This is a genomic window from Streptomyces sp. NRRL F-4489, assembly GCF_001509485.1.
Taxonomy (GTDB): Bacteria; Actinomycetota; Actinomycetes; order Streptomycetales; family Streptomycetaceae; genus Streptomyces.
In genome coordinates, this window is the sequence record NZ_LLZI01000170.1 from 1 (window position 1) to 879 (window position 879).

General features: G+C 77.8%; 1 protein-coding gene. It reads left to right on the top strand.

All coding sequences use genetic code 11. The features are described 5' to 3' along the window. Positions 1-388 precede the first annotated feature (388 nt). Positions 389-790 (top strand): PP2C family protein-serine/threonine phosphatase, encoded by a 402-nt coding sequence (locus tag ADL22_RS14550; protein WP_420711562.1) that lies wholly within the window; start codon positions 389-391, stop codon positions 788-790. Positions 791-879: the final 89 nt, after the last annotated feature.

Here is an 879-nt window from a genome sequence, read left to right on the forward strand (position 1 = left end):
GGCGGGGACTGGCTCGGCGGAGTGACTGGCGTGGACGTGGCGGGATCGGCCGGGAGCCCGAGGGCGCGCCGGGCCCGGGGGCGGCGCGCTGCCCGCCGGCCCCGCCGGTCCCACCCCGCCCTCCCCGGACCCCAGCGGCCCCCCGGCCACCGGCGGCACTGATACCGGCCGCCCCGACACCGGCGGGACTGATATCGGACATGCCAACAGTGGCAGCTCCGGCCGTACTGGCAGCTCAGGCCGTACAGGCCGTACTGGGCTCACAGGCCGTAACGCCCGCCGGGGACCCGAACCGCCCGCCGGGGCCGGCCTCGCGCCCGACAGCGGCGAGACCTTCGCCACCGCCGCGCTCCTCGACATCCCCGACCGGCGCCCCGAACTCAGCGTCATCTCCTGCGGCCACCCGCCCGCCCTCCTGCTGCGCGACGGCCGCGCCCACACCCTCGACCTCCGGCACACCGCCCTCCCCATCGGCCTCGGCACCCTCACCGGACCACCGGACTACGAGATCGAAACCTTCCCCTTCCACCCCGGCGACCTGCTACTCCTCTACACGGACGGCGTGACCGAAGCGCGCGACGCCGACGGCGCCTTCTACCCCCTCGCCGAACGGGCCGGCGCCTGGAGCCGCAGCAGCCCGCAGCACGTACTCCGGCGCCTGCGCGAGGACCTGCTGGTCCACACCGGCGGCCGCCTCGGTGACGACGCCGCCGCAGTGGCCGTCCGCCGCCTGCCCCACCGGCCCCCACCCCCGAACCCCCCGCCGCGCCCCCCGGGAGCCCCCGCCTGACGAACGGAACGGCCGAGCCGGCGGGCAGCGCGGCGACCACGGGTCCGGCGCCGCCTCTGGCTCACGGCCGATGCCGCCACGTCCACGCC